Raw genomic sequence first — 25646 nt, 5'->3', positions numbered from 1 at the left:
TGGTAAAATTATTTGATAAGAGTTTTTAGTTCGCCTTTTGATTTGATTAGAGATACCTCGGCAATTTTGTAATCTAAGATAGCTCTGGTGTAATTATTTTGAGCTTCAAGTGATGCATTTTCGGCATCTAACAAATCTGTTAATGATGCTAATCCCTGAAGATAATTGTTTCTTGTATTGCTTAAAATTTCAGTCGCCAAACGCATGTTTTCTTTTTGGTTGTCGATTGTGATAAGACTATTTTGAATTTGAGTCGTCGCGTTTTTGTAATCAAGGTCAAGTGAAAGTTTCGTTTCTTTCATATCTTCCTGAAGTGATCTGATTTCTACATCTGCTTGTCTTACTTTCGCACGAGTTCCAAATCCTGTAAAAATTGGCACTCTTAAATTTAATCCTATTGCAGAAAAATCAGACCAGTAAACTCCATCTTTTGGTTTTGCAAAAAGTGGCATTTCAGGACCTTGTCCTAAATAATTGTAATTAGCTACCAAAGAAAGCGTTGGGTAGTATCCTGCTACAACTGATTTCTTTTGATAAACCAAAAGCTCTTCTTGTTTTTTCAAAAGCAGATATTCTGTTCTGTTTTCGATATTAGGAGATTCTGTTAAGGCAGCTGAAGTTACTTCGAATTGCTCTTTAGGAATCTCAATTTGAGATTCAATAGGCATTCCCATGTAAAACTTTAGTGCATTTTCCTGTAATTGAATCTGATTAACAATTTGCTGACGTTGTGTGCTGATGTTTGATAATTTTACAACAATACGGTCTAAATCAATTTTTTTGGCTAATCCGTTATCAAATTGTCCTTGAATGATATCTTTAACTTTACCGGTATTTACATAACTGCTGTCGATTAAAGATAATCTTTCGCGTTGTACATAAACAGAGTAATAATTGTTGGCTACTCTTTCGATAACCTGCTCTTCAGTTAACTGGTTATTGATCTGATAAAATTCGCGGGTAGATTTAGCTGCTTTTAGTCCTGTAAAAACAGATTGATCAAACAAAGCCTGGCTTAATGAGATACCAGCTCCCGACGTCCATTTTTGACCGAATGCTGCCTGAATTGTAGTTCCAGGAGCACCAAATCCGGCACCATCAATTACGGTCGTTTGGATAACAGGATTGTATGTTAAACTTGCATTCCCTGTAATTTGAGGTAATGCTCTTGAGCGTACTTCCTGAATTTTATATTCGCTGTTTTCAACCTGTAATTTAGATTTCTTAGCATCCGACTTGTTTTCAAGAGCGTATGTAATAGCCTCTTTTAAGGTTAAGGTTTTAACTTGTGCGTTGACTGACAAGCCAATTGAACACAAAAATATAAGAATTATTCGTTTCATAGATTGATGATTAAGTAATAATTTTTTTAAGTTGTTTTTCTAATTCTAATATACCTTCTGCTGTTGCCATTGCTCTGGTATGATATTCTAAAGCGGCTAATTCGATACGCTGTGCTTCTTTTTCTGAAGCTGTATTTTCGTTAATGTGAAACACTAAAGTGTAATAAAACTTAACATACAACTCAATATCTAAATCACTTCGATATAAATTTTCCTGAATTCCTTTTTCAATATTAGCTCTAAAATATTGCGTACACTGATCCAATTCGTAAGACAATACATTTTGATATATTTCAGGATAATGCTTTTTTAACTGATAAATCGGAGAACTGTCTGTGTTGTTTTTAAACATGTCGCGAAACATTTCTTTTATCTCAAAATTTTCCTGAATGGCATTGTAATTTCTTTCTACTATGGTATGAATAATTTCGTGTACCTGAGCATGAACCATTGAAGTACTTTCTGCTATCAATACCTCTTTATTGCAAAAATATTTGTAAATCGTTTTTTTTGAAATACACATCTCTCCCGCAATGTCATCCATGGTGACACTTTTAAATCCGAGTTTCAAAAACAAATCACTTGCTTTTGCTATGATCTTTTCTTTCATTATAATTTTCAAATTGCGTAACAAAGATAGAAGGAAACTTTAATTTAAAAAATAGTTTCCAATTATTTTTGTACTAATTTTACATTAAGTTACTCATTGTCAAGTTTTAGATACAAAACTCTAAATTCGCTATAAGCTTCATATCTTTTCCTAAAGCCAATCCGCCATTATGGCTAAATGAATTATAGTCTAAACCAAAATCCTGGCGTTTGATGCTTCCTGTAATTTCAAAAGCAACTTTCTTTTTACCATCATAAGTATTAACACCAATAAATTCGGCATCAAGTTCTACTACTTTAGTAACATCTTTTATTGTTAAATCTCCTTTGAAGAAATTAATATTATTATTTAATTTTTGGAAAGAAGTTGATTTAAAACTAATAATCGGATGTTCGTTTACATTAAACAAATCATTCAATTGCAAATGCGTGTCGATTTGCTGGAAACTGTCTGCTTTATTGTTTATATCTAATGAAAATTCAACTGAAGCATCTTCAATTTCATTGTTTTCAATATTGACATAACCGTCAAATTTGTTGGTTGTTCCTCCCATGTATGCAATGATCGAATGTCTCATTTTTATTAAAACATCAGATTGGCTAGAATCAATGGTCCATGTTGTTTTCATAAATATTTGATTTAATTGAGTTTATAATTTACTCGAATTGTACTAAGGAAACTTTTACAGTGTTCAGAGTTTCCAATTAACGGTGCAAATATAGAAAGGAAACTTAGAAAACCAAAAAAGTTTCCGTGTTTTTTTTGAAATAAACGTAAAACGTTCATTTTTAGTCCTATATTAACAAAATCACAACTTATTTTAAGTGGAAACTTGGCTTTATTTAAAATTTAAAAAAACAAATAATTCATAATGAATCGTATCTTTGCGCCTCGCAATTCAGATTATATTTATGCACGATATTAGCCAATACCAGGATTTTTTTATTAGTTATTTAAAAGATCAGACAATCAGCAAAGACCCTAAAAATCTTTATGAACCAATAGAATACATTTTAAAACTTGGCGGCAAACGCATGCGCCCTGTATTAACTTTAATGACTTCAGAGGTTTTTGATACTAATTTTAAACTGGCACTTCCAGCTGCTATGGCTGTAGAAGTTTTTCATAATTTTTCGCTTGTGCATGATGATATTATGGATGATGCACCTTTGAGAAGAGGAAAAGTTACCGTGCACGAAAAGTGGAACATTAATACCGGGATTTTATCCGGAGATGCAATGCTTATTCTTGCCTATCAATATTTTGAACAATATGAGCCTGTTGTTTTTAGGGATTTAGCCAAGTTATTCAGCAAAACGGCTCTTGAAGTTTGCGAAGGACAGCAATGGGACGTTGATTTTGAAGAAAGAAAGGATGTAACGGTTCTGGAATATCTAAAAATGATCGAATACAAAACAGCAGTTCTTGTTGCAGCAGCTATGAAAATGGGTGCAATTGTAGCTAAAACCACTGAAAAAGAAGCCGATTTAATTTATGATTTCGGGCTTAATTTAGGACTGGCATTTCAACTTCAGGATGATTATTTAGATGCTTTTGGTGATCCGGAAACCTTTGGAAAACAAGTTGGAGGCGACATTATGATCAACAAAAAAACCTATTTGTATCTAAAAGCATTAGAATTTTCGACTCCTGAAAAAATTGTATTATTAGAAGGATTATTCTCCTTACAGCTACCAGATAATACAGAGAAGATCGAAACTGTGAAAGCAATTTTTAACGAATCAGGTGCTTCAAAAGCCACTCAGGAAGCTATTGAAATGTACACTTTCAGAGCTTTTGAAACTCTGGATAAGATGGAAATTAATGCTGAAAAGAAAAATATTCTAAGAACATTTGGTGAAAACCTAATGGGAAGAAAAGTATAGATTTAGAAAAAGCCTGACAAATTTTTTAAAAACTTGTCAGGCTTAAACAACCAACTAAAACAAATCATCCGGATCAACTAAAGCAGATAATTTTAGCTTTAGATCCTCTTCTAAAATCGTTAATCCGTATTGGTAAGAGGCGTTCATCCAGCCAAAACCTTCTTCGGTTATATAATTAAACTCTGTTCCTACATTACCATATTCTGCAAATATTTTGTGCGAACTAATGGATAAATCAAACTTTTCAGGAATAGTTCCGTTATAATCCACAGCATTTCTGGTAATCAGCCAAAGCCATCGATATACCATTTCCTGTGCTTCTGCATTAAAATTATAGTTGAGTAAACCTTCCCACAAAAGCATTTGATGCGGAGCCCATCCAAACGGATAATCCCATTGTCTTATTGGTGCATTCTCCTCCACATCTGCAATTGATTCTTTGGTACTACCAGCAATTCCACCTTTCATTTTAAATCTTGGAAGTGTCTTTTTTACTAAAATTTCTGCCTGTTCTGAGGTACTTATTTTTGCCCAAAGCGGATAAAATGTTGGCGCTGCTTCAAATAAATGCTGCTTTTCATTCACAAAATCATAATCCATATAGGAACCTTTCTCTTCGTTCCAGCACATCGTATTGATTTTTTCTTTTCTGGATGCTGCTTTTGACAACCAATATTCACTTGAAAAAGATTTGTCTTCAAAATATTGAAATTCATTTTTAAAGTACTTTTCAATCAGAAAAGCGATATCTGTTTCGTATTTGTATAGCAGACTATTTATCGCAATGGTATTTAAATTAGCACAAACACCAACTAATCTATTCGTAGTATCATGCCCGCTTTCGCGCATACTGCGATCGTGAATAAAATACTTATCAAGTTCAGCATCGACAACTTCTCTTTCCAGGTATTTTTTTTCAAACTCACGCGTAGATAAGTTATATTTTGGCGCAAATTGCTCCAGAATATCGTCAAAATGACCTTCTTCTACTTCAAACGGAAGTCCAATTCCCTCTGCTTTGTATCTATTCAATCCATTTGCAGTAAGTCTTTTTCCTTCTTCCATCCAAACCGTTTGGTACTCTTTTATCGCCGTTTTTAAATGTCTTTCTATCCAAAAAATATCCGGATTTGACTTTTCTGCCACATCCATAATCAATGAGGTATACAACGGTGGTTGTGTACGGGTTAAGTAATAACTTCTGTTTGCATTTAGAATTTTTCCGTAATGATCTATTTGATATTTAAAGTTTTCTGCAATACCTAAAGCAAGTTCAATCTTATCATCTATCAAAAGACCTTTCGCAATAAAATAACTGTCCCAACCGTACATTTCGTTAAATCTTCCACCCGGAACCACAAATGGAACACCTGAAATTTCATTGTTTTTTATCTGAAGTGCCAAGGCTAAAATTCCTGGTTTTTTATTGAGTGATAATACATATTCTGGCGAAATATTTTTAGGCATCTGCACCACTTTTAGTTTTGGTGTGTTAGCTTCTAATTTCTTGAAATAATCAAAAACAATTTCATCACCAAAAGGAACATATAAATAGGAAACCTCATTTTCGATCTTATTGTCCTCGAGAATCTTTTTAACGCCATTAGCATCAATAGTTCTGGTAAGACCATTCCAGTAAAGATCTTTTATTTTTCGTGAGATTCTGTGTACGGGATCTTCGGTAATTTCATTCAGATTGATTTCTGCAAATTCTGTATTGTTTTTTCTGGCTAAAGCCAATTCCTGCAATAAATTCGAAAGCTGATAAGTCCCTTCAATAACAGCCGAATTCCCCTCCTGATCTTCTAATAAAAATCGTTTTGGACCATTATCATCAATCGTGATTTTTTTATCGCCATCAGTATCTTCCTGAGCCAATAATTTTTCGATAGTTTGAGTTATGTGTAGTTTAAATTTCATCTTTTGCAGTTATTTTTTTAAGAATAAAAAATGACATTAGTAATAGAGACATTGGAATCAAGGTAAAGTAAAATGCGTTTTCGGGACCTTCATTTTTAAACAGCCATCCTGTTATTCTGGAACCTAAAGTTCCACCAAGAGCTGAAAAAATTACAATTAATCCGGTCATGGAACTTTGTAGATTTTTAGGCAAAGCGCTCAATACAATAGAATTCAACAAAGGATAAATAGGCGCAATAAACAATCCGATTAGCGGAAAAGCAAAACCGATTAAAGGAATATCCGAAAGCGTATCAATATGTTTTACTTCTAAGCCTACTGTTTTTGGAAGTACAAAAACAACAATTAGCATTGCCATTACGATACAAAAACTTAAAACCCAGATCCAGTTTACTTTTTTGGTCACAATACCGGCAATCATTCTGCCAACGGCTAATGAAATAGCCAGAATACTTGCCATCATAATACTGATATTCTCCGGTAAATGAAGCACTTTTGTATTGAATGTAGGCAACCAGGATAATATGCCCTGCTCGATCATTACAAATAAGAAAACACTAATAACAAATATAACGGTGAGTAATTTTGCCATTAGTTTAAACATTTGCAGAAAATCATCTTTAAGATTTACGCCTGCCGAAACTTCATCTTCTTCAAATTTTACAAAAAGCAAAAACAAAAACGAAAGCATTGATAATCCCGCAAGAAACCAATATACATTGAGCCAGGAATTAGGATCGTTTTCGTTATTGAAAGCAGGAAATAAAAAATAAGCCAATGCAATTCCAACCATGAAGAAACCCTCAATACTACTCATTAATGCATTGTGTTCTTTTTTGGTTTCAGTTACGCTTCCTATCAGCGAATAAACAGATACTTTTATCAATGCAAAAGAAACACCTACAGTTGCAAACAGAATTTTTGCATTATCAAAGGAATTTCCAAAATACATCGATATACAGGCTAAAGTAACAAGCGCTAAACCTATAAGCATGGCTTTTCTATATCCGATTCGAGGTAAAAATGAAGCTATAAAAAAAGAAACTATAGCAATTGGCATGTCTTTAAAAGCTTCTAAAATACTTGCCTGCACTTCATCTACTCCGTAGTTTTTTTGTGATTTCAAAATCACAATGCCAACACTATTTAGTAAAATAGCAAAGACAAAGTAATTAAGATAGAGTGCTATTTTTATTCCTACGTTTTTCATTTTTTATAGGTATGATTTGTTTATCGATGCGGTGCGTAGACACACATTGTAGAGACACACATTGTAGAGACGCACGGCAGTGCGTCTCTACGTGGTACCATATTATAATACAATGTATTTATAAATTTAAAAATTAATTGCTACAGAAAATCTAAACGCACGTCCTAAAATAGGTCTTGCCATAAACACATCGCTTTGTGCAGCTGTTGTTTGTCTTGGATCTCCTTCTGTTAAACCAATTTCATTGAATAAGTTGGAAGCATCTACTGCAAAACGAAGATTATTGTACGTATAATTTAAACCTGCTCCTACTTCTTTATACGCTGGTAATACTTGTTTGTTATCCTGATTCACGAATTTTTTATCGTAATATGAAAACTGAACATACGCCGTAAGATCTTTAACAATTTCTACTTCCGGTCTTAGGTTAGCAAAAAACTTCGGAATTCTTCGTGCTGTATTTCCATTAAAGTTAAAAGTAGAACCATCAGCATTGGAACCTGTAAAATTATCATATTCTGGTTTTTGAACTGTAAACGTAAAGTTCAACTTCACTCTTTCGTATTTTGCATTGGTTTCAACTTCAAGACCAATATTATTAACGTCTGCAAATTTATTCTCAGAAGTTCCATCAGATAAAATATCTGTAAAAGCAACATTTTTCAAGTTCATGTGAAATACGTTCGCATTTACCGAGAAGAAAGAATTAGCATATTTATAACCCAATTCTATTTGATTTACCTGTGTATTTTCAAGTTTGCTTAAATCTGCTGCATTATCATAAAATGATTCTTCAATTGGCGACCTAAAACCATGACTATAACGTGCATACGAAGCCATCTTGTCATTAAATTTATAGTTTCCTGCTGCAGTATACGACCATTCGCTTACATCATATCTCCAATACGTGTACGGATTTCCTTTTACAGTTGTCACCGCATCATCTGCTGTGTTATTATTCAAAAGACCTAAATTTTCTGCACCAAATCTTGCATTATCACGGTACCCTGAATATTTGTCTTTGTTGTATCGTACACCGGCATTGAACGTCAAATTCTCTGTGGCTTTAATTTCTGCATCGGCATAAATATCATTTAAAAGTCCTTTGGTTTGAGCATCTCTTTCTAACCAGGTGATTCTTTCTATACCATTCCATGTATGATCAACTCCGGAAGTATTGTCTTTTACATTCAATAATCTTGGATTGTCTGAAACACCTACTAAATAAGAATTCCAATTCCAGTATTGATTTGATTTCCAGTTAGAATAATAGTAACCTGCTGTTAATTGTACAGGATCTAAATCAAATGAGAAAGAGAAGTTATTCGCAAAATTGTCCATTTTTTTCTGGATATGCCAAAGGTCAGCTCTCATTATTAAAGTGTTTGGGTCTAAAGCTGCACCATTATCTACATAACTGTAAGCTAGGTTTCCTGCTGTAGTATTTTGAATATCTGTTGCATAAGCATCTTGTGTCCAAGGGCCTCCATTTGGAAAAATCGCATTGTAATTTAAGTCAATTGCTGTTTTCTTGAAAGCATTTTTGAAAGTAACTTTTTCAGAGATTTTCTTTTTGAATTCTGTTCCAATAGAATTAATTACAGGATGTGAACCATCTTCTAAATCAGTGCTAAAAGTACCACCTCCGTATTGAGGAACATTTAAACGGCTAAAATTTACGGAAGTCAAAGTACCATAATTTGGATTAAATCCGCTTATACCTTCAATTTTTCCATTATTGCTTTTTAAAGGAATTGGCAAGTAAAACGTATTTCTGTCATTAAGATGTTTGAAGTTTACTCTGAAATAATCATCATTATCGAATTTATAAGTAACATTTCCTTTGATTTGTCCTCCTTTGTTGGCTGTAAAACCTGTGTTTCTCACTCCATTATCGGCTCTGTAGAATCCTCCAATGTTGAAGAATAATTTATCCTGAATTAAAGCTCCTGATAAATTAAGATCCGTTCTGAAAAGTCCATAATCTGATGTCGATAATTTTGCTTTTCCTTTAAATTCATTCTGACCCGTTTTCGAAATAAAGTTGATAATTCCACCAGGTGCATTGTTCGCAAAAATAGATGCAGAACCTCCTCTTACAGCTTCCATTTTACTTACTGTTTCATCTAAACGATAAAACGTATCTGCATTAGCAAACTGTAACGCACCGTCTTCAAAAACCGGTAAACCGTCTTCCTGAATTTGCACATATTCGTATGCTCCTGCAGACGGGATTCCTCTTGCAAAAAGGTTATTTCCTATTTCCCCTGCAGATGCTTCAACAACAAAACCGGGAATAGTTTGAAGCAAAGCTGCTGTACTCGATGGCGCTCTGTCTTCAATTGCTTTTGCTCCCATCGTTGTAATAGCAACACTGGATTCTAATTTTGATCTTGGTGCTGATGAACCTGTAACGACAACTTCTTTCAGATTTTGTGATTCGCTTTCCAGTAATAAGCTTACTTCTACTGATTCTCCTTCTTTAACCGTAACTTCTTTGCTATACGTTTTATACCCTACATTCGAAGCTACAACCGAATAACTTCCGGCAGGAACATCTGAGAAAATGAAAACTCCATTTTCGTCCGTAATTACGTTTTTATCTGATACTTGTAATGATACGTTTGCACCCGGAATTGTGTGTCCCTCTTCATCTAATACTTTTCCGGAAATAGTATTTTTAGCCTGAGCAAATGCGTCATTAGATACGCAGATCAAACACAGTATCAAAAATAACAGTCCTAAATAAGATTTTTGCTGTTTCATGTTTTTTTGTGGTTTTGTTAGTAAAATTTAATTTGATGAATGTAAACTTACTTAGTAATTAACTTTAAATTAAGATTTAAGAATCGAAAACGTTTTCGAAAACACCTAAAACGTTTTCGTAAGTTAATATTTTATTAATACATTTTATTTTTACTACATTTATTTCATGAATAACACAAAACTAATAGACATTGCTTCGGCATTGGGAATTTCAGTTACTACTGTTTCAAAAGCACTAAAAGGATATACCGATATTAGTAAATCGACGCGTGCAAAAGTTATTGAAATGGCTGAAACGATGAATTATATGCCCAATTCTGTTGCAGTAAATCTTCGAACCAACGAAACTAAAACTATTGGTGTTATCATTCCGGCAACAGTACATCATTTTTTTTCGAGCGTACTCAATGGTATTTTAGAAGAAGCCGAAAAACGAGGCTATTTGGTTATCATTTTGCAATCGAATGAAAAGTATGAATTAGAGAAAAAACAATTGGCCTTATTGATTCAAAAACGCGTTGACGGAGTACTGATGTCGCTCTCTAATGAAACGGATGATTTCTCTCATATCAACGACGCAATTAAAAAAAATACTCCCGTTGTTTTGTTTGATAAAATTGCCAAAAGAGTTGATTGTTCGAAAGTAATTATTAACGATGCCAAAGCGGCTTACGATGCTGTTACCTACCTTATTAATAAAGGATATAAAAAAATAGCGCATTTTAGAGGTTCTTATGTTCCTCAAAATTCAATTGATCGTTTTTTAGGTTACAAAAGAGCCTTGGAAGCACACGGAATTGAGTACGATTCTAAACTCGTATACGTTTGCGATAATAATACTGATTTTGAAGATGGTTACGAAAATGCCCAGAAAATCATGACGGAGCATCCGGATATCGATGCTATTTTTGCCATTACAGATTTAGTAGCGATCGGAATTATTAAATATTTTAATGAAGCAGGCATCAAAACGCCTCAGCAAGTGGCTGTTTTTGGATTTAGCAATTGGTTTATGAGTACTGTAATTTCGCCTAAACTCACGACAATCGATCAGCCCGGATTTGAAATGGGACACACCGCTGCATCTATTTTAATTGATGAAATTGCAGAGATAAAGGAACATCGTGCTGTTACACATCAAATTGTTGAACTTCCAACAAGAATCATTGAAAGAGAATCAACCGTTAAATGATTTTTTAGTTTTACATTTGCGTCAATTCTTAAAGAGCATTAATGTTTCCAATTCCTGAAAATACCGATTTTTTATTGGCTGACGCCGAAAAGGAAAATCTATATCTAAGTCTGATTGAGCAAATCAACAAAGACTTTAATCTGGCCAATGAAGGAATCGATTTTCCGCTAAGCATCTCTCCTGAAGAACTTAAGATTCAGCTTCACGAAAAAATCTACAGAATGATTCAGTATAAATTTGCTGAATACCTGAACCTACTTTACATCATCGATGTTTCCGAAAGTGAAATCAAAAAACTGGACGGATCTGATTTGGTTATTCTGGCAGAGCAGGTTTCGTTTTTGGTTTTAAAAAGAGAATGGCAGAAGGTTTGGTTTAGAAATCATTTCAAATAGGATCAAAGTGACATAGGTTCAAAGGCTCAAAGGTTTTTAGCTACTGAGTCACTGAGGTTTTTCATTTCGATTTTGATTTAAAGCAATGTGAAGATAAAATGTAAAAATATGCGTTTTAGAAAGAGAACTTAAATCTTAGCAACTCAGAACCTTAAAGCCTTTAAAAAAAACCTTTGAACCTTTGTCACTCAGAACCTCTGAACCTTAAAAATAAACTCTCACAAAAGGCATAAAAGCGGATCCGTAAAGACTCTTTTTATCGTTGAATAAAACATCGTAGCGACCACCGATTGTTACATTTCCGTTTCTGTAACCTGCTCCAAGGTATAAAGCGGTATTCCAATAATTATCTGAAAATGCAGGTCGCACATTGGTTGCTTTATAATCGGTATTGATTCTGACTTGTTCAAGTTCTGCAGATAACTGAACTTGCGGAATTGGACTCACAAGTGTAATCAGACTACCTCCATAAACAAACGAATTATAATAATTTTTTGAAGCAAGGTAACCAAATTGTAAACCAGCACCAACTGCTACAATTTCGTTAACATTATAAATCGCACTCGGACTTACAGTTATATCAGTATAACCTGAACCTATTCCTAACCCTAGTCCACCTCCAAATTGAACTCTGTCCCAAAAGTTGACAGTATTCTCTGTAGCAATATTTTCCTGTGCCTCTGCATAGCCTGAAAGCAACAGCGTAAAAATCATTAAAAATGATCTGAAAACGATTGAAATTAGATTTTTATTCATGGCTTAACACTTTTTTTAACAAATTTTTACGTAAAAGTAAGCAAAAAAACGATTTAAATAAAGCCGATTGTTGTACTTTTGCCTTTCTATTTAACAAAAAGTATATTCACTAATATTATGGATAGGTTTTCATTTTTAAATGCAGCGCATACAGAGTTTTTCGCACAATTATATGATCAGTATTTAGTAAATCCAGATAGCGTTGAGCCAAGCTGGAGAAGTTTTTTTCAAGGTTTCGACTTTGGACAAACGACTTATAATGACGAAAATCCAGTTCAACAGATTGTTGAATATGTGTCTAGCCCCAACACAGATTACAGTCAGATTTCAGAAAAACTGCAAAAAGAATTTAATGTTCTAAAATTGATTGATGGATACCGTACACGTGGACATTTGTTTACAAAAACAAATCCTGTTCGTGATCGTAGAACATCTTCTCCAACTTTAGATATTGAAAATTTCGGATTAACAACTGCTGATCTTTCTACAGTTTTTGATGCAGCTCAGACTATTGGAGTAGGACCTTCTACATTACAAGACATTATAACACGTCTAAAATCTATTTACTGCCAGCATATTGGTATTGAATATATGTACATTAGAAATCCTAGTGTTGTAAAATGGATTCAGGAAAAATTAGCTGTAAATGTTAATCAGCCTAATTTCAATTCTGAAGAAAAGAAAACGATCTTAAACAAATTAAATCAGGCTGTTTCTTTCGAGAACTTCCTGCATACAAAATACGTAGGTCAAAAACGTTTTTCACTGGAAGGTGGAGAATCTATTATTCCTGCTTTAGATGCTTTGATTGAGCAAGCTGCTGAAAAAGGTGTTGAACAATTCGTAATGGGAATGGCACACCGTGGCCGTTTGAACGTTTTGGCAAACATCTTCGAAAAATCTACTCAGGATATTTTTGGTGAGTTTGACGGTAAAGATTACGATCAGGAATATTTTGATGGTGATGTAAAATACCACTTAGGTCTTACTGCTGACAAAAAAACAAGAACCGGAAAAAACATCAATATCAATTTAGCACCAAACCCTTCGCACTTAGAAACGGTTGGAGCAGTTATTGAAGGAATTACCAGAGCGAAACAAGATAAATATTATGCTAATGATTTCTCTAAAGTTTTACCTATCGCCGTACACGGAGATGCTGCAATCGCAGGTCAGGGTATCTTATATGAGATCATTCAGATGGCACAACTTGACGGTTACAAAACCGGAGGAACAATTCACATTGTAATCAACAATCAGGTTGGTTTTACAACGAATTACTTAGATGCTCGTTCTTCTACTTACTGTACGGACGTTGCCAAAGTAACACTTTCACCTGTATTACACGTAAATGCTGATGACGCTGAAGCTGTAGTACATGCGGTTTCTTTTGCATTAGATTACAGAATGCAATTTGGACGTGACGTATTTATTGACTTATTAGGATACAGAAAGTACGGTCATAACGAAGGTGATGAACCTCGTTTTACACAACCGGTTTTATATAAAATCATTGCAAAACATAAAAATCCAAGAGACATTTATGCAGAGAAATTATTATCTGATGGTGTAATTGATGCTTCTTATGTAAATGCTTTAGAAAAAGAATACAAAACTTTGATGGAGGAGAATTTAGAAGCTTCCCGTAAAAAAGATTTGACAATTATAACACCATTCATGAAAAACGAATGGGATGGATTTGTTCAGGTAACTGATACACAAATGCTTCAAAAAGTAGATACTACTTTTGAGAAAAAAGGATTAGATGCTATCATCAATACAATCTCAACGTTACCGTCTGACAAGAAGTTCATTAACAAAATAACTAAAATTGTTACGGACAGAAAAACAGGATATGACAACGATACTCTTGACTGGGGAACTGCAGAAGCTCTTGCTTACGGTTCACTTTTAACAGAAGGATTTGATGTTCGTATTTCAGGTCAGGACGTAGAGCGTGGTACATTCTCTCACCGTCATGCCGTAGTAAAAGTAGAAGATTCTGAAGAAGAAGTAATTTTACTAGATGCTATCGAAAACAAAAAAGGGAAATTCGGTGTATTCAACTCTCTTTTATCTGAGTACGGAGTTCTTGGTTTTGATTATGGTTATGCATTAGCTAATCCTAATGCCTTAACAATTTGGGAAGCACAATTTGGAGATTTCTCTAATGGAGCTCAAATCATGATTGACCAATACATTTCTTGTGGTGAAGATAAATGGAATAACCAAAATGGTATTGTTTTATTACTTCCTCACGGATATGAAGGACAAGGTGCTGAACACTCTTCGGCAAGAATGGAACGTTACTTACAACTTTGTGCAAGACATAATATGTATGTTGCTGATTGTACAACACCTGCAAACTTCTTCCACTTGTTAAGAAGACAAATGAAAACAAACTTCCGTAAACCATTAGTGGTTTTCTCTCCAAAAAGTTTATTGCGTGATCCAAGATGTGTATCTACAGTAGCAGAATTGGCAGAAGGAAGTTTCCAGGAAACAATAGACGATACTACAGTAAACAAAAAAGACGTGAAAACTTTAGTTTTTGTTACTGGTAAATTCTACTATGACATTGTTGCTGAAAGAGAAAACAACGGAAGAAAAGATGTTGCAGTTGTTCGTATCGAACAATTATTCCCTTTCCCGGCAGAACAATTAAAAGCAATTATTGCACAATATCCAAAAGCTGACGATTATGTTTGGGCTCAGGAAGAACCTAAAAACATGGGAGCTTACAGCTTTATGTTAATGAACTTTGATCTTGTAAAATGGAGATTAGCATCATTAAAAGCATACGCAGCACCAGCAGCAGGAAGTTACACTCGTGCAAAACGTCGTCATGCTGACGCAATAAGAATGGTATTCGATAAAAATTTATTCAGATAAAAAAATGTTTCAAGTTTAAAGTTTCATGTTTGCCCTAACTGAAACTTTAAACAATTAAAACTTTAAACAAAGACAAAGATGATTTTAGAAATGAAAGTCCCATCACCAGGGGAATCAATAAAAGAAGTTGAAATTGCAACTTGGTTAGTAAAAGACGGAGATTATGTAGAAAAAGATCAAGCTATTGCTGAAGTTGATTCAGACAAAGCAACTCTTGAATTACCAGCAGAAGCTAGCGGAACAATTACGCTAAAAGCAGAAGAAGGTGATGCAGTAGCTGTAGGAGCTGTAGTTTGTTTAATTGATACAGGTGCAGCAAAACCTGCAGGTGATGCACCAGCAGCAGAAGCGCCAAAAACGGAAGCACCTAAAGCTGAAGTAAAAGCAGAAGCACCTAAGGCTGAAGCTCCAAAAGCAGAAGTTGCTCCGGCAACAACTTATGCTTCAGGAACTCCTTCTCCGGCAGCAAGAAAAATATTAGACGAAAAAAATATAGCACCAGCAACTGTTTCAGGAACTGGTAAAGCGGGTAGAATTACTAAAGAAGATGCTTTAAATGCAGTACCTTCAATGGGAACTCCAACAGGTGGAAACCGTGGAAGCGAGCGTACAAAATTATCTATGTTACGTCGTAAAGTAGCAGAAAGATTAGTAGCTGCTAAAAACGAAACTGCTATGTTAACGACTTTTAACGAAGTTAACATGACGCCAATCAATTTAATTCGTAACGAATACAAAGATGCTTTCAAAGCAAAACACGGAGGTCTAGGTTTAGGTTTCATGTCTTTCTTTACAAAAGCAGTTACAAGAGCTTTACAATTATATCCAGACGTAAACTCTATGATGGATGGTGATTATAAAGTAGCATACGATTTTGCAGATATCTCAATTGCAGTTTCAGGACCAAAAGGTTTAATGGTTCCCGTAGTTCGTAATGCTGAAAACTTAACTTTCCGCGGAGTTGAAGCAGAAATTAAAAGATTAGCACTTAGAGCTCGTGATGGTCAAATCACTGTTGATGATATGACTGGAGGAACTTTCACTATTACAAACGGTGGTGTTTTTGGAAGTATGTTAAGTACTCCAATTATCAACCCTCCACAATCAGGAATTTTAGGAATGCACAACATTATTGAGCGTCCAATTGCTGTAAATGGTAAAGTTGAAATTCACCCAATGATGTACGTGGCTCTTTCTTATGACCACAGAATTATCGACGGTCGTGAGTCTGTTGGTTTCTTAGTGGCTGTAAAAGAAGCTTTAGAAAATCCATTAGAATTATTGATGAATGGTGATGCTAAACGTGCTTTAGAATTATAATCAGAATAATTTTCAATACATACAAAACCTGTTCATTTATTTGAGCAGGTTTTTTCATTTTTACACAGCACCAAAAACTTCCTTTCAACTAAACCTAGACTAGAAGAAATTATTTAGAATAGATAAAAATAACTTGCATTATTAGTAATCAACTATTACATTTGCGCTATTAAAACTTATTCTAAATAAAAATGAAGTTAAAAACTACATTATCTATATTAGGTTTCTTCTTTGCTTTGTTTGTTTCAACTACAATATCGGCACAAGAAAAAGCAACTATAAAAGGGCAAATTAGCCTATCAAACGGTGAAGCGGCTGAAAATGTTTCTGTAGTATTAAAAGGAACCAAAATTGGAGCCGTTACAGATAATCAGGGATTATACGAAATCAAAAATGTAACTCCTGGAAATTATACGATTCGAATTACTGCTGTTGGACATTCAACAAAAGAAGAAAGCATCTTCGTTAATGAAGGTGAGGTTGTAACAAAAAACCTGATCATCAACAACAATTCAGAGCAATTAGAAGAAATATTTGTAAAAGGAAACGCAAATAAATACACAAAGGCCGAAAGTAACTATGTTGCTAAAATGCCAATCAAAAATCTTGAAAACTCACAAGTATACAGCGTTGTTACTAAAGATTTAATGAAAGATCAATTGGTCGTAAACCAAGACGAAGCTTTACGAAATGTTCCCGGACTTTACCAGCTTTGGGCTTCAACAGGCCGTATCGGTGATGGTGGATCATACTTCTCTTCTCGCGGATTTGTTACGCAAAGTTTATTAAGAAACGGAATCGCAGGTAAAATCACTAATAATGTTGACGCTTCGAATTTGGAAAGATTAGAAAGCATAAAAGGACCATCTGCAACATTATTCGGAAGTTTATTAACTTCTTACGGAGGATTAATCAACCGTGTAACTAAAAAACCTACGGAACGTTTTGGTGGTGAAATTTCATACCAATCAGGAAGTTATGGTTTAAACAGATTAACTGCTGACGTGAATACATCTTTAAACGATGACGATACTGCTCTTTTAAGAGTAAACGCAGCGTACAATAATGCTAATACTTTTCAAGATTACGGACAAACAAGAAGCTACTTTTTTGCTCCTTCTTTCTCTTATAAAGTAAATGACAAACTATCGATCTCAATTGATGCTGAATTATCTAACGTAGATGCTTCATCTATGCCATTAATCTACATCCCTTTTGACGGTACTCCAAACAGTTTAAATTTATTCAGTGCGAAAGACATTAAAATGAATTGGACAAGATCGTTTACTGGTAGCGAATTCATGATGAACACTAAAACAAGTAACATTTTCGCACAGGCAAATTATGAAATTTCAGATAAATGGAAATCACAATCTGTTTTAAGTACTAGTACGAATCAATCGGTAGGACCACAAATCTGGTTTTATTTATTAGGCAACAACGAAATGTCAAGAAATGTATGGAACATCGATGGACGTGACAACATTTTAGAATTCCAACAAAACTTTAATGGTGAATTCGAATTATTCGGAATGAAACACAGAGCTTTGGTTGGAGGTGACATTTACCGTTATGAAAGCAAAAGCAGCTTCGGATTACTTGCTGACACTTTCTTCTATTATGATACAGTAAATTATACGCAAGCAAATACAAACTATTATGATTTCAATGCTGACAACGTAAAAGCTAGACTTGTTGGAGGAAGCGCATCTAAAGCAATTACTTCTTTAACAACGTACAGTGCTTACGTAGCAGATGTATTTAATGTAACAGACAGATTATTTCTTTCTGCTGCTTTACGATTGGACCACTACCAAAATGACGGAACCTTTGATCCTTCGACTGATGTAAAAACGGGTAACTTTTCACAAAATGCGTTATCTCCCAAATTCGGTGCTGTTTATCAAATTATAAAAGATCAGGTATCTGTTTTTGGAAACTATCAAAACAGTTTTAAAAATGTTGGTTTTGCTTTCGCAGAAGTTGGAGGAATTGCACAATTAAAAGCTTTTGATCCGGAAAGAGCAAACCAGTTTGAAGCCGGAGTAAAAGTAAATGCTTTTTCAAATAGAGTAAGCGCTACATTAAGCTATTATAATATCGAAGTTAAAAACATTTTAAGAGCTGGTCAACTAATCAATACTAGTGTTCAGGACGGAAATCAAACTAGTAAAGGTTTTGAAGCTGAAGTTACAGCCAATCCAATTTCAGGATTAAATCTTATTTTCGGATATGCATTTAACAACAGTAAACTTAACGATGCTGATGCTCCTGTAAACGGATTACGCCCAGAAACAGCAGGTCCTGAAAGTTTATTAAACTACTGGATTAGCTATAGCTTACAAACTAGTAAATTTAAAGGTTTAGGTATTGGTTTTGGAGGAAATTCCGCTTCTGAAACGTATGCTTTTAACAGAAACGTTACGGATCCAAATACGAACGTAACTACAAATCAAAAATTTACATTGCCATCGTACACTGTGATAAATGCAGCACTTTACTACGATCAGCCGAAATACAGATTATCTCTAAAAGTAAATAACTTAACAGACGAATTATACTTTAACGGATATACAACAATAAACGTACAAGCTCCAAGAACTTTCATGGGATCTGTTGCTTATAAATTCTAGTACCATACAAAACACCTTTCTTGATGAGAAAGGTGTTTTTTAAATTTTTTATATCATGATAACAATTGCCAGCCTAATCGTTTTTCTATCTTTTTACACACTGTACTATACCTCAAAAAGAGCTGTATTGTCGTATGATTTAGGATTTGAAAAATGGATGCAGAAAAATCCAAAGCAAACAAAAATTATCGGACTGTTTCTTTTACTGACCGCCTATTCCATTTGGCTTTTCACACAATCTTTAGGTTGTGGTACTTTGATGTTTCTAATTCAGCTTATGACCATTGGAAGTCTTATCATCATACTCATGCCTCTAAAAAAAGTAAGCAGCAAAATACTTTTATTTATATTTGTTCTTGTTGCCCTTTTAGAATTATACTATTATTAAATTACTCCAAATTACATGCCTGCAAATCCTAAATACTTAACCCAATCAATATGGCAAAGGTTTGCCAAAATAACGGCTGCCTTTTTAGGCGGCTATTTTGTTTCTATAACTTTTCACTTAGCCTTAGCATCATGGTTTAACAGAGCAAACGTTCTTATAACAATGGCTTTTACCGGTTTCATACTTTGGGTAGCATTAATGGTAGTAGCGTTTCTGGCAAAAAGCGGATGGAAAATTTGGGGCATCTATATTTTGCTCTCTTTGTTTTTTTATCTCTTAATTTATTTAGGTCAAACGTATAATCCAATCGCATAACTACCCCATGAGCAATCGCAATTTCAATATTTATTTTCATACGCATACTGTAAGCGGGATCGTTATAAGTGTGGTCCTTTTTGTAATTTTCTTCGCCGGATCTTTTTCATTTTTCAGAGATGACATTATCAATTGGGAACGAAGCGAATCTACAGCACTCACTAAAGAAATTCAACTAGACTATAACCAAGCGCTTGATACGCTTGACAAAAATCACGTTTTACATGGCAGAAACATTACTATTTCTAAACCAACTACAGAAAGAAGAGTAGCTATTTATATGGAGGGCACAAAAGACACTTTAGCGCCAGCCAAACAAAAAGAAGGAATCTTTTTTTATCTCGATACTCAAAATTATAAAACACATACTTATGAGGAATCGTATTCCTTAGGAGAACTTTTATATCGCTTACACTTTTTAGCGCAAATCCCTTATCCTGTTGGTTACTATCTTTCCGGTTTCATTGCTTTATTCTTTTTATTTGCAATCATTACCGGTGTTTTACTGCATTGGAAAAAAATTGTTTCTAATTTTTATGTCTTCCGTCCAAAAGAAAAATTAAAAGTTTGGTGGACAGATGCACACACTGCTTTAGGAATGATTGGTTTGCCTTTTCAATTTGTTTACGCTGTTACAGGTGCCTTTTTTATGATTAAGCTTTTAATTGTAGCTCCTGCTGTAATGGCATTATACAAAGGCGATCAGGCCAAATTGTATAAAGAACTCGAATACACCGATCCTGATTATAAATTCGAAAATAAAAAACTAGCCAATCCCTTTAACATCAATCAGGTTGTTGCAAAAGCAAAAAGCAATTGGGATGATTTTGAGGTAACGCGTGTTATTATTCAAAACTATGGTGATGCAAACATGCATCTTCTTGTTGAAGGTGAAGTTCCGCACACAAAAAAGTTTACAGGTGTTGGAAAGGTTATCTATCGCATTACTGATGGAAAAGAAGTAGCCCGCAAAAATCCCGTAACGCAAAACAACTATTTAGACATTGTGAAAAATGTGCTGTACCGCATTCACTTTGGTGATTATGGCGGATATGCTTTAAAAATAGTCAGCTTTCTTCTAGGAATTATTACCTGTTTTGTTATCATCTCCGGCGTAATGATCTGGCTGGTTGCAAGACAAAAAAATAATATGCCAGAAAAGAAAAGACGCTTCAATGCAGCTGTTGTTCGTATTTACCTGGCTATTTGCTTAAGCATGTATCCTATTACTGCATTAGCTTTTATAGGAAGCAAGATTTTCTATCCTTTAAGTCAATCTAATTTGTTTACGCTTTACTTTGGAGGCTGGCTTATTTTAGCTGTATTTTTCATTATTAAGAAGAATGATGCCTTTACGAATAAATTCTGTTTAATATCAGGAAGTATTTTAGGTTTCTTAATTCCAATAACAAACGGAATCGTATCCGGAACCTGGTTTTGGACATCATTTTTGCAACATCATACACAGGTTTTCTTTATCGATGTTTTCTGGATCGTTTTAGCATCCATTTCACTTTACGTTGCTTTCAACTTAAAGCCTAAGAAAGATGTTGTTGCAGCGAAATAACAACATACGAAAATAGAACGCATAAAAAATGCCGCTTAATAAAGCGGCATTTTTTATGTTTTGAAATTAAATTAATTTCTATTTGCTAAAGCATTTTTCTGTAAATTCTTTACTGAACTTATTTTGCTGTTATCATATTCAACTTCACTAAGGTTTTTTTCACTAGAGAATATCCATTTTCCGGTTTTCAATCCGTTTGTATATTCACCTTCTGCAACTTTATTTCCTTTTTCATCGTATGATACCCAAACGCCATCTAATTTACCATCTTTAAAGAAACCTTGTTGTTGAATTTGACCATTTTCATGGTAATAAGTAGCTTTTACTTTGTTTCCAACAGCTTCTAACTCTGGTTTTACTTCTTGTGCAACTAAAATTCCAGAGAACATCATTGCAACTAAAATCACACACTTTTTCATATCTTTAGGTATTAATGTTATCAAATCTTTATCAAATATAATTAATTGTTTACATTAAAAAAACTTTTAGTTAACAATTTGGTAACATTGGATAAAAGCTTAACATTGGAAAAATATCTAAAACAACAAAACCAATGCTCAAGCATTGGTTTTACTGGGTTTTTTATGAAAAAGCAATAAATATTGCATTTTACTATTTTGTGCTTTTTTACTTTAATAAAGCGTCTAATTGAGTCTGAAGTGCTGCAGAAGAGGGTCTGTCAGCATCTGCATTTAAGATATTACCTTGCGGATCAATTAAAATGAATCTTGGAATTCCGTTAACGCCATAGCTGGTTACAAACTCAGATTGCCAGTCTTTATCAGCGAATAATTGAATTCCGCCTAGTTTTTTATCCGTTACAAATTTTGCCCATTTATCATGGTCTTTTGCTACGTCAACAGAAATACTAATAAACTCTATATTTTTACCGTGGTACTTTTCTTCAATTTTTTGCAAGAATGGAATTTCAGCTCGGCAAGGTCCGCACCATGTAGCCCATAAATCGATGTAAACATATTTTCCTTTCAGATCAGAAAGTTTTGTTTTTCCTCCTTTATGATTTTCATAATCAAAACCGGGAGATGCCTTTCCATTTAAGTTGGCCATACCGGAAATTCTTTTATATTCCTGACCCGCATATTGACTAAATTCTTCTACCGCTTTCTTTAACATTGTTTTAAACTCAGGATCAAAGTCTCCATTTTCAATATCCTGCAAGTCTTTTTTCTTCTTCTCTTCTACCAAAGAAGCAAAAACGGTAGCTTCTTTAGAAAAAGCTTCGTTCATAAATTTCTCATCAACCAAAGCCTTTTGAGCAAGAAAGTTACTTTCGTTAACCCCTTTTCCTTTATAAACAATAGTTTCATCAAACTCTTTAGCATTCATTACAAGATTTACCTCAGAATTTGGTTTTAAATAAAGACTGGACGACTCAACGCCATCAGACAACATATAAAATCCTTTAGGAGCGTCAAAGTTCGCTGCAAAAACTTCTTTCTTATTAATGGGAATAACTTGTTTAAAATTATTCATGCCTCGTATTACTAATGTATCACTATTTCGATTAGCTATTTTAGCCGTAAATTTAACCTGATTCTTACCCTGACCAATAATAGTCATCACGCTAAAAATCAATAAGCCGGAAACAAAAACTTTTTTCATATTTATTATCTTTTATTTTGCTGACTCAAAGCTAAAGAAAATACGATCTCAAAATTTAAGAATTAACATATATTTAAAAATAACTTCCTGTAACTGTTTCTTTTACTTTCTAATTACCAACCTCTTAAATTGATGCGCCTGAATTATTTTTACATCTTAACCTGTCAAAATGAAAAACAATACAATCTCTTTCGACAGCATTTTATTTCACATCCTAAATAAAACCTGTTCTTTAACAGTAAAATCAAACTTTTAAATATTATATTTTGAATTTTGTGTTTACTTTTGCAGTCTAAAATTTTGATCATGTATAGAAGTCATAATTGTGGCGAATTAAATGCCTCAAACATTAATACCGAAGTTACACTTGCTGGTTGGGTTCAGAAATCACGCGATAAAGGATTTATGAATTGGGTCGATTTACGCGACCGTTACGGAATTACTCAACTTATTTTTGATGAAAGCCGTACTGACAAAACTGTTTTTGAATTAGCAAAAACACTTGGTAGAGAATTTGTAATACAGGTTAAAGGAACTGTTATTGAGCGTGAAGCCAAAAACAAAAATATTCCAACTGGTGAAATTGAAATTTTAGTATCTGAACTAACGATTTTAAATGCGGCATTAACGCCTCCTTTTACTATCGAAGACGAAACCGATGGTGGAGAAGATATCCGAATGAAATACCGTTATTTAGACATCAGAAGAAATCCGGTAAAAAACAGCTTGTTGTTCCGTCATAAAGTAGCAATGGAAGTTCGTAAATATTTATCTGATTTAGATTTCTGTGAAGTAGAAACTCCTTACCTAATCAAATCGACTCCGGAAGGCGCGAGAGATTTCGTTGTACCAAGCCGTATGAACGAAGGTCAGTTTTATGCTTTACCACAATCTCCACAAACTTTCAAACAATTATTGATGGTAGGTGGAATGGATAAATATTTTCAAATCGTAAAATGTTTCCGTGATGAGGATTTACGTGCCGATCGTCAGCCTGAGTTTACTCAGATCGATTGCGAAATGGCATTTGTAGAACAAGAAGACATCTTAAATGTTTTTGAAGGGCTTACAAGACACTTATTAAAAGAATTAAAAGGCATTGAAGTAGATAAATTTCCAAGAATTACCTATGACTACGCTATGAAAACATACGGTAATGACAAACCAGACATTCGTTTCGGGATGAAATTTGGTGAGTTAAACGAATTTGCAAAACACAAAGATTTTCCAGTTTTCAATGCTGCAGAATTAGTGGTTGGAATTGCAGTTCCAGGAGCAGGAAATTATACTCGTAAAGAAATTGACGGGTTAATTGACTGGGTTAAGCGTCCGCAAGTAGGAGCGTCTGGAATGGTTTATGCAAAATGCAATGACGATGGAACGTTTAAATCATCTGTAGACAAGTTTTACGACCAGGACGATTTAGGAAACTGGGGCAAAATTACAGGAGCACAGCCTGGAGATATGATTTTTGTTCTTTCAGGTCCTGCTGACAAAACACGTGCTCAGCTTTCTGCACTTCGTATGGAATTAGCTACTCGTTTAGGTTTACGTAATCCGGAAGAATTTGCACCGTTATGGGTTGTTGATTTTCCATTACTGGAACTTGACGAAGAAAGTGGTCGTTACCATGCAATGCACCACCCTTTTACTTCTCCAAAACCAGAAGATATGGCGCTGTTAGAAACAGATCCTGGAAAAGTACGTGCAAATGCTTACGATATGGTTTTAAACGGAAACGAAATTGGAGGAGGCTCTATTCGTATTCACGATAAAGCAACACAACAATTGATGTTTAAATATTTAGGCTTTACGGAAGAAGAAGCAAAAGCACAATTTGGATTCTTAATGGATGCTTTTCAATTTGGAGCACCACCTCACGGAGGGTTAGCTTTTGGTCTTGACAGACTTGTTGCTATCTTAGGAGGTCAGGAAACAATTAGAGACTTTATTGCGTTCCCTAAAAACAATTCAGGACGTGATGTTATGATCGATGCACCTGCTACAATTGACGAAGCGCAATTAAAAGAACTACATATTAAAATTGCTACAGTATAATATAATTATAGCATTTTAAACACCAAACCTGCAGCTAACTTATAACTGCAGGTTTTTTTTATTTTCAGTGTGTCTTCATTACGAACTTATTATCGTGAACACTAACAAATACAGCAACAAAAGGCACGATAAAATAGCCGTTGATAGTTTTTGGAAAAGATTGCAATTATTTGTAAAACAAAAGCCAATATTCCTACTTAAGATTCCTACAATCAATGATTCTCAAATAAAGCATATCGATATCTTAATAGATGCAATATAAATAGCGAAAACACTGTGAATCAATAATTTTTACAAAAAATTAACACCTTCTTGTCATTTGTATGAATTTATATATTACATTTGCTTCATTATAAATTATTATTACAATTACAATGCGTACAGGTACAGTAAAATTTTTCAATGAATCTAAAGGTTATGGATTCATTACAGACGAAGAAACAGGAAAAGATATCTTCGTTCACGCTTCAGGAATTAACGCGGAAGAATTACGCGAAGGTGACCGTGTAAGCTATGAAGAAGAAGAAGGAAGAAAAGGGAAAGTTGCTGCTAAAGTAGCAGTAATCTAAGAAAAATATAGCAATTTATTTTTTTTGCCTCTGAATGGTTCAAACGTCTCGATTTATTTCGAGACGTTTTTTTTTGCTCAAATCTTAAAAAAAACCTAAAAAACAAGCCTGTTATTTATAATCAATAAAAATTACCCTCAAACCCTCTTTCACACCCCACTTAAATCCTTTTTTAGCTTGTGATTTACAGACTTGAAACCTAT

Annotated in this window: 20 protein-coding genes; 11 read left to right on the top strand and 9 right to left on the bottom strand. The window is 34.1% G+C overall.

Going from position 1 to position 25646, the window contains the following annotated elements; all coding sequences use genetic code 11:
• Positions 1-8: 8 nt before the first annotated feature.
• From B0A66_RS08025 to B0A66_RS08015, 3 genes are all read right to left on the bottom strand, one after another.
• Entirely contained in the window at positions 9-1343 is a 1335-nt protein-coding gene (locus tag B0A66_RS08025; RefSeq protein ID WP_089049344.1) for a TolC family protein, read from the bottom strand.
• A 10-nt stretch (positions 1344-1353) separates the two neighbouring features.
• A complete protein-coding gene (locus tag B0A66_RS08020; protein ID WP_089049343.1) occupies positions 1354-1953 on the bottom strand; it encodes a TetR/AcrR family transcriptional regulator in 600 nt (199 codons plus the stop codon).
• A gap of 106 nt (positions 1954-2059) precedes the next feature.
• Positions 2060-2581, bottom strand: coding sequence for a YceI family protein (locus tag B0A66_RS08015; RefSeq protein ID WP_089049342.1), 522 nt, complete (start codon positions 2579-2581; stop codon positions 2060-2062).
• Between the two features lie 283 nt (positions 2582-2864).
• On the opposite strand from B0A66_RS08015, the gene B0A66_RS08010 reads away from it, so the two are divergent.
• Positions 2865-3839, top strand: coding sequence for a polyprenyl synthetase family protein (locus B0A66_RS08010; protein ID WP_089049341.1), 975 nt, complete (start codon positions 2865-2867; stop codon positions 3837-3839).
• A 54-nt stretch (positions 3840-3893) separates the two neighbouring features.
• Here B0A66_RS08010 and B0A66_RS08005 read toward each other — a convergent pair whose 3' ends face one another.
• From B0A66_RS08005 to B0A66_RS07995, 3 genes are all read right to left on the bottom strand, one after another.
• Entirely contained in the window at positions 3894-5759 is a 1866-nt protein-coding gene (locus B0A66_RS08005) for an alpha,alpha-trehalase (RefSeq protein WP_089049340.1), read from the bottom strand.
• On the bottom strand, positions 5749-6969 hold the full coding sequence (locus B0A66_RS08000; protein WP_089049339.1) for an MFS transporter: 1221 nt from the start codon (positions 6967-6969) through the stop codon (positions 5749-5751). Before B0A66_RS08000 ends, B0A66_RS08005 begins: the two co-directional genes overlap by 11 nt.
• Positions 6970-7095: 126 nt before the next feature.
• Positions 7096-9735 carry a TonB-dependent receptor gene (locus B0A66_RS07995; RefSeq protein ID WP_089049338.1) on the bottom strand — a complete coding sequence of 880 codons (2640 nt, stop codon included), beginning with the start codon at positions 9733-9735 and terminating at the stop codon, positions 7096-7098.
• Positions 9736-9901: 166 nt separating this feature from the next.
• Here B0A66_RS07995 and B0A66_RS07990 point away from each other — a divergent pair, with 166 nt between their 5' ends.
• Positions 9902-10927 (top strand): LacI family DNA-binding transcriptional regulator, encoded by a 1026-nt coding sequence (locus B0A66_RS07990; protein WP_089049337.1) that lies wholly within the window; start codon positions 9902-9904, stop codon positions 10925-10927.
• 41 nt (positions 10928-10968) lie between these two features.
• Positions 10969-11322 carry a hypothetical protein gene (locus B0A66_RS07985; protein WP_089049336.1) on the top strand — a complete coding sequence of 118 codons (354 nt, stop codon included), beginning with the start codon at positions 10969-10971 and terminating at the stop codon, positions 11320-11322.
• A gap of 204 nt (positions 11323-11526) precedes the next feature.
• Here the strand turns inward: B0A66_RS07985 and B0A66_RS07980 are convergent, their stop codons facing one another.
• On the bottom strand, positions 11527-12078 hold the full coding sequence (locus B0A66_RS07980; RefSeq protein WP_089049335.1) for a hypothetical protein: 552 nt from the start codon (positions 12076-12078) through the stop codon (positions 11527-11529).
• Between the two features lie 117 nt (positions 12079-12195).
• Here B0A66_RS07980 and B0A66_RS07975 point away from each other — a divergent pair, with 117 nt between their 5' ends.
• The 6 genes from B0A66_RS07975 (at position 12196) to B0A66_RS07950 (ending at position 21193) form a co-directional block, all read left to right on the top strand.
• Positions 12196-14970 carry a 2-oxoglutarate dehydrogenase E1 component gene (locus B0A66_RS07975; protein WP_089049334.1) on the top strand — a complete coding sequence of 925 codons (2775 nt, stop codon included), beginning with the start codon at positions 12196-12198 and terminating at the stop codon, positions 14968-14970.
• Positions 14971-15048: 78 nt separating this feature from the next.
• A complete protein-coding gene (gene odhB, locus B0A66_RS07970) occupies positions 15049-16290 on the top strand; it encodes a 2-oxoglutarate dehydrogenase complex dihydrolipoyllysine-residue succinyltransferase (RefSeq protein WP_089049333.1) in 1242 nt (413 codons plus the stop codon).
• A gap of 191 nt (positions 16291-16481) precedes the next feature.
• The gene (locus B0A66_RS07965) at positions 16482-18923 is read left to right on the top strand and encodes a TonB-dependent receptor (protein ID WP_089049332.1); all 2442 of its coding nucleotides are present in this window, start codon (positions 16482-16484) and stop codon (positions 18921-18923) included.
• 55 nt (positions 18924-18978) lie between these two features.
• Entirely contained in the window at positions 18979-19311 is a 333-nt protein-coding gene (locus B0A66_RS07960) for a hypothetical protein (RefSeq protein WP_089049331.1), read from the top strand.
• Between the two features lie 15 nt (positions 19312-19326).
• Positions 19327-19626 carry a hypothetical protein gene (locus B0A66_RS07955; protein WP_089049330.1) on the top strand — a complete coding sequence of 100 codons (300 nt, stop codon included), beginning with the start codon at positions 19327-19329 and terminating at the stop codon, positions 19624-19626.
• Between the two features lie 7 nt (positions 19627-19633).
• Positions 19634-21193, top strand: a complete 1560-nt coding sequence (locus B0A66_RS07950; protein ID WP_089049329.1) for a PepSY-associated TM helix domain-containing protein — start codon at positions 19634-19636, stop codon at positions 21191-21193.
• 71 nt (positions 21194-21264) lie between these two features.
• Here B0A66_RS07950 and B0A66_RS07945 read toward each other — a convergent pair whose 3' ends face one another.
• Positions 21265-21612, bottom strand: coding sequence for a toxin-antitoxin system YwqK family antitoxin (locus tag B0A66_RS07945; RefSeq protein ID WP_089049328.1), 348 nt, complete (start codon positions 21610-21612; stop codon positions 21265-21267).
• A gap of 208 nt (positions 21613-21820) precedes the next feature.
• Positions 21821-22816 (bottom strand): TlpA family protein disulfide reductase, encoded by a 996-nt coding sequence (locus tag B0A66_RS07940; RefSeq protein WP_089049327.1) that lies wholly within the window; start codon positions 22814-22816, stop codon positions 21821-21823.
• Positions 22817-23122: 306 nt separating this feature from the next.
• Between B0A66_RS07940 and aspS the strand changes: the two genes are divergently transcribed.
• Both aspS and B0A66_RS07930 read left to right on the top strand, forming a co-directional pair.
• Entirely contained in the window at positions 23123-24874 is a 1752-nt protein-coding gene (gene aspS / locus B0A66_RS07935) for an aspartate--tRNA ligase (RefSeq protein ID WP_089049326.1), read from the top strand.
• A 374-nt stretch (positions 24875-25248) separates the two neighbouring features.
• Positions 25249-25443 (top strand): cold-shock protein, encoded by a 195-nt coding sequence (locus B0A66_RS07930; protein WP_007137066.1) that lies wholly within the window; start codon positions 25249-25251, stop codon positions 25441-25443.
• Positions 25444-25646: the final 203 nt, after the last annotated feature.

This window comes from Flavobacterium hercynium, assembly GCF_002217285.1.
GTDB classification, from domain to species: domain Bacteria; phylum Bacteroidota; class Bacteroidia; order Flavobacteriales; family Flavobacteriaceae; genus Flavobacterium; species Flavobacterium hercynium.
The sequence above is the reverse complement of the archived record's forward strand: the minus strand, read 5'-3'. Positions and strand labels throughout refer to the sequence as shown.